Genomic DNA, 5,553 nt, shown 5'->3' on the forward strand with positions numbered 1-5,553 from the left:
GATGTTCTGCCAATGTCCAATACCGTTGGTTATTTGCGCCCTTTTCTGCTGGATAAGCAAAAAGCATTGGTCTGTGGCAGATAATTACCCTGCCGTCTATGCCCATCGTGGGTTCAGTCATTATGGGATAGCGTGTTTGCTATCCCGATTGTTGCCTAAGACTAATCGTTAATAAACACGCTCACGATGTCAAAATCATAAAATTGAATTTTGAAAGAAATCAAAGGGATTATGTCATTCAGTACAGGCTCGTTCTGCACTTTGCATAAGGATGCGCCATGTTTAGTCATATCCCGAGTCACAGCCCATCGCTGCCGCCCTCTTCCCCCCTGAAAACAGAGCAACATAATCCCCGAGATGGCCGATATACAGACAACAAACCGGGCTCCTCTTGCAGAAACGTCACGGAAAATCTCAATCTTATTGCAAACAATGCGGCAACGTTAACTCGAAGCCAAGAACAAGAAACAGCGGCCCCAACTTATAAGCCAGCAGGCTCAATGAGTTATATTTCTATTGCTGAAGGACAACACTTAAGACACCTGAGAAATTTTGTAGATTCTTCTTACAAGATTTCAGGCGCTATTGATGATAAGGAACAGGTTATTCTGCAACTGAAAAACATCTACTCAGAAGAGTATCTCAATAAATCAATTGCTGGCCCTGATGAGGATATGGATGAATTAATCGATTCATTTAACAAGCAAAAACTGTATGTGAAATTTCATTTCATTGATCTGTTCTCAATTTATGACTACGGTAAGGATGGCTATGTAGATATCAATAAAACCTTATTAGCCCTTGCGCCAGGAGCCCTCAGACCGCCACACATTGCTCAACTGGCATTAACCCTACATCACTTGGCCATGAAGCAAGCCAATGATGATGAGTATTTCAGCAACGCCGTTCCCTTGTTCAGAGGGGAAGTAAGGAAAAGTGAGGATTTCGAGGATATTGAAGAGGGTGACATTTTTTCCTCACCCATCTTCTTCAGTACTTCCGACGATCAAGATGTTGCTGACTCTTTCCTCGGTGATAAGGATGCGCTAGAGCAGGGAGAAATAAATGTGCTTTATACTATAGAGAAAATTACACCTTATTCTGGCGCACACTTATCAGACATCATGGATGATAGAGAAAATGAATTTTTATTCCTCCCTGATATAAAATTCATCATTACAGAAAAAGAATTTAACGAAGAGGATAGCACACTCAACGTGACGATGAGCCAATTACCTATCAGCAAAAACGTTTTTTTCGATCAGCTAAACACATTGATAAAACAAGCCGTGTTCGCCGGTGATTTTACAAAAAAAATGAGCGACATGACATTAACCTCCCCTGGAATAAACCACCGAAACATTGAAGAATATCTGGCAACAGTAAAAACGCCTGACCAAGCTATGATGATGCTGCACCAAATAGATAAAGAGGCATCGATACGCGCTAAAAACGCAGTTAAACACACGCTGGATAATATCAGTCATGAAGCAACAACAAGTAAGAAAATGAAAATAGAGGAAGCAATAAAACCGCCTGGGGCGTCACCGGTTACTGAGCAAGATAAAAACAGGGAAATAGAGTACAGGTTGAAAAAAATAAAAGCCTTCAGGGCAGCATTAAACATGGAGAAATTAGAACAACGGCTCAGTGTTATCCGACAGTTTAACCTTGACAGCTATGCTGATGAGCAAGGCCGAGGAGATCGTAGCGAACAGGGCACCGCAATGCGTTCTCCTCACGACCACGGGAGTAAATAGGGGGAGCGATAAGACTCGGGCAGAGAAAGGCTGCACCACCCAAGGGATATGGCAATTTACATGCCTATCCCCAGCAGGTTTTCGGGGGGAATTAACACAACGTTAAACAAGCTGATACGCTTTAATTTTACGCCAGAGCGTCGTTTGACTAATGCCTAGCATGACAGAGGCCTTCACTCTGTCGCCCTCAGTCAGGGTAATAACGTCGGAAATCAGCCTTTTTTCTTGTTTTTTCAGCAAATCAATATCATCGCTCTTCACGCTAGAGGGTTGCACAGGGTTTCCATCCCCCTGCCAGGGCGCTGTAATTTTACAGACGCTGTGGATGTCTTCCTTATCGACAACATCCTTATCAAACAGCACAATCAATCGGTGAATCGCCGCATGAAGTTCCCGCACGTTACCCGGCCAGGAATAGTGGTTTAAAAAGGCTACGGCGCGATCGGTAAACGCCATTTCTCGTCCATAACGAAATAACAGATCCTTGATAATTAGCATGACATCGCCAGTTCGTTCCCGTAACGCAGGAAGCGCCAGATCCAACACATTGATGCGATAATAGAGATCTTGCCGAAAATCGCCTGATGTCACCAAATCAGCTAAGGGTTTATTGCTGGCAGTGATCAGTCGGAAATCCACCGCGAGTAGCGTGTCGCCACCCAGTCGCGAAAATTGTTTCTCTTGCAATATTCTGAGCAATTTAATCTGAACCGATAAAGGCGCTTCGCTGATTTCATCAATAAAAACCGTGCCGTTCATCGCCATTTCAAATATACCCGCCTTTCCCCCACGACGTGCATTGGTGAATGCCCCTTCGACATAGCCAAACAGTTCGCTTTCCAGGATCCCTTCAGGAATGGCGGCACAGTTTATGGCAATGAACGGGGCATTTTTGCGTTCACTGGCATTATGAATACTTTGAGCAAACAGCTCTTTCCCCGTACCCGTTGCGCCAAAAATAAACACAGGGAGATCGTGGCTGGCATACACTTTCGCGCGGTTAATCGCCTCACGTATCGCTGCTGACTCGCCCACAATATCGGAGAACGAGTAAGCCGCACAAAACCCCTTCACCTCTGATTTTTTCCCACCCCGGGCAGACGCGGCCAGAGCACTATCTTGTTTGAATCCGCTGATAATGGTGTAAACATATTGCTTGTGCGTCACGTGCTTGATGCTGGCGTGAATCACGTCACCATCAATGTCTAACAGCTGTTCCTTGACGTTAATTTCATTAATAATGCTACCAAAAATGCCTTTATAGGCCTCTTTTTGGAAAATTTTATCACCGATGCTACAACGAAATAACCCCATGCCTTTTGCGTTGATATTAATGACTTCCCCGGACTGGTCGATACACATGATACCTTCACGGGATTGATTCAGCGCAGCATAGGACATAGAGAGCTTCATGCTCTCCTTATTAATATACTTAAGCAAACTGAATGCTTCGTTAAGGGCTTGTTCAATGGAGATATTATCGGTGTCTCCCATGATGACCTTGAGACCGTATTTTTTTGCCATTTCGGCCACGGTCAGGCCACCAATTACCAGTTTATACTCATTTGCAGCCAGATTTTTAATCACATGCTCAATATCATTATGATTATAAACCTGGCAGATTTTAAACTCTTCACCGGTCATTGTCTGATAATGACGTAAAACGTTACAGAATTGAGGGAACCCGACTACCGCAATTTTTTCCGTTCTGTCTTTTGCTTCCTGTAAGCTGCGATAAATACCGTGAAAATCATGAGCAATTTCAATAACAGGAATAGTCACGCTGCTTCTTAACAGTGCTGCAGTACCACCACGACTAATAATGATTTTAGTGCCGCCGTTGATCAACCCCTGTGCTTTATCAACGACATCTGAGTAATGAAACTCATACACCGGAATCTCGATATTTCGCTCAATTAATACATTTGAAATTCGCTGTGTAATGGTATTCGACACTGAAAATATGACGATATCGTTATTTGGCATGTTCGGCCTGCGGGTTGTAGAATATTACCGATAATTATATCGTTACGCACTTGCAAATCAATCTATTAAAGAGCGACTGCGGACAGCCAAAGCCCCAGTACATTCTTGTTCTGTACCGGGGCTTATCAGCATTGATGGCATCTCACTCAGAAAGTGTGACGGCGATAAACAATCTGCCCTTTACATATCGTTGCACAATTATCGATATAGCGGTCGGCTTCTACTTTAATTCCACGCGTATCTTCAAATGTGATTGCCTGCTTACGTAATTTAACAATAGCAATATCCGCAAATGCGCCTGGTTGTAATGTCCCAATGTCTCCCGACATTTTCATCAGCCGGGCAGGCGTTTGTGTCACCGCGCGGAGTACATCGAAGAAAGACATGCCCATATTCAGGTATTTCGACATAATAAATAACAAGCTAAACACTTTATCCGTGCGCAGACTATTTCTCTGTGTCAAATCGGTACTGATGATATCAGGATAGAAACCTTGCTCCATGGCATTACTGGCAACGGCAAAATCGAAATGGGCGACGCCATTTGAACAGTCAAAAATGACGCCTCTGGTTTGCGCTTCTTTTATCGAGGCATACACCTCACCATGTGCGTCGAGAATAGAGTTACCGGTTCCGTGGAAACAGTGGGCGTAGATATCGTCTTTTCTAAAGTGCCCAATAAGCTCATCGGCTGCCAGCAGTGAGTCGGTAACATGCACACACAGCGTAGTCTCTAACTTTCTGACCAGATCTACCGTGGTCAGAAAGGGATCGGCGCTGTAATTTTTTCCGCGAGCGATATCCTGACTGTAGCGTAGCTTCAGACCAAGAATATTATCTTTATACTCCGCCAGCGTCTGTGCGATTCGCTCGATGTTGTAATTCGCCGGGTTGGTATTCTCAAGGTAACCGGTCGGCCCCCCGCCCAACGTCGCCAGACCAACGTTAACCACGTTGAGGTAACTTTTGATTTTTACCATCGACGGATTGATAACCGTTTGGCGGAAATTGGCGTAATTAACCCAACCACTGCTTCCGGCATCAACCACGCTGGTGACACCATTAGGTAAGCAAATAACATCCGGGTTAACGCTGATTGCCGTGCCCCCCTGATAGACATGAGCGTGAAAATCAATCAGCCCGGGCAAAACCATACAGCCTGCGGCATCAATCACCGTCTCCGTATGCGCTGCATCAGCATCCTCTATATCGACGATACGGTTGCCAACAATGCCAATATTACGGTTAACATAGTTATTGTTGTCGAGGTCAACGACTAAACCGTTTTTAATTAAAACATCGAGTTTCATTTTCGCCTCACGCATTAGATACCGATAAATTTCCAGTAAGGAATACCAATCAGGAAAAACACCAGCACGTTGACCAGAACCATGATGGTGCCTAGTAGCCAGAAGGTTTTTTGTGGAACATAGCCGCTTGAAAAGGTGAATACGCCTGCACCGTTACCATAATGCGTCAGCAATGCGCCATAACCGGCAGAGAACGCCAGCGAAAGCGCCACATACATCGGATGCGCTTGCGTCGTCATGCCAAGCGTAAACAGCACCGGATAGAAGGACACCACAAAGGCACTGTTGGAGACGAAAAAGTAGCGTACCGCGAGGCTGATAAACACCAGTGTCGCCAGCGCGCCGATTTCACTCAACTGAGAGAGATCGAGGTAATTCTTTATGACATCAACCAGATACACATAGAAACCGCCTTTTGACAGCGCCACCGCACAGCCATAGAAGGCACCGTACCAGACAAAGGTTTGCCAGGCAGACTTCTCGCTGACAACGTCATT

The 5,553-nt window shown here is 44.9% G+C and carries 4 protein-coding genes; 1 reads left to right on the forward strand and 3 read right to left on the reverse strand.

What is annotated here, in order from left to right; translation table 11 throughout:
• The first annotated feature begins 278 nt into the window (after positions 1 to 278).
• Positions 279 to 1,760 (forward strand): hypothetical protein, encoded by a 1,482-nt coding sequence (locus J5224_RS23100; RefSeq protein WP_264627586.1) that lies wholly within the window; start codon positions 279 to 281, stop codon positions 1,758 to 1,760.
• A gap of 102 nt (positions 1,761 to 1,862) precedes the next feature.
• On the opposite strand, the gene J5224_RS23105 is transcribed toward J5224_RS23100, so the two are convergent.
• From J5224_RS23105 to J5224_RS23115, 3 genes are all read right to left on the reverse strand, one after another.
• Positions 1,863 to 3,746, reverse strand: coding sequence for a sigma 54-interacting transcriptional regulator (locus tag J5224_RS23105; protein WP_264627587.1), 1,884 nt, complete (start codon positions 3,744 to 3,746; stop codon positions 1,863 to 1,865).
• A gap of 146 nt (positions 3,747 to 3,892) precedes the next feature.
• Positions 3,893 to 5,056 (reverse strand): metallo-dependent hydrolase, encoded by a 1,164-nt coding sequence (locus tag J5224_RS23110; RefSeq protein WP_264627588.1) that lies wholly within the window; start codon positions 5,054 to 5,056, stop codon positions 3,893 to 3,895.
• A gap of 14 nt (positions 5,057 to 5,070) precedes the next feature.
• Positions 5,071 to 5,553: anion permease (locus J5224_RS23115; RefSeq protein WP_264627589.1), on the reverse strand; the 483-nt coding region annotated here is incomplete at its 5' end.

Source organism: Candidatus Symbiopectobacterium sp. NZEC135, from assembly GCF_025962695.1.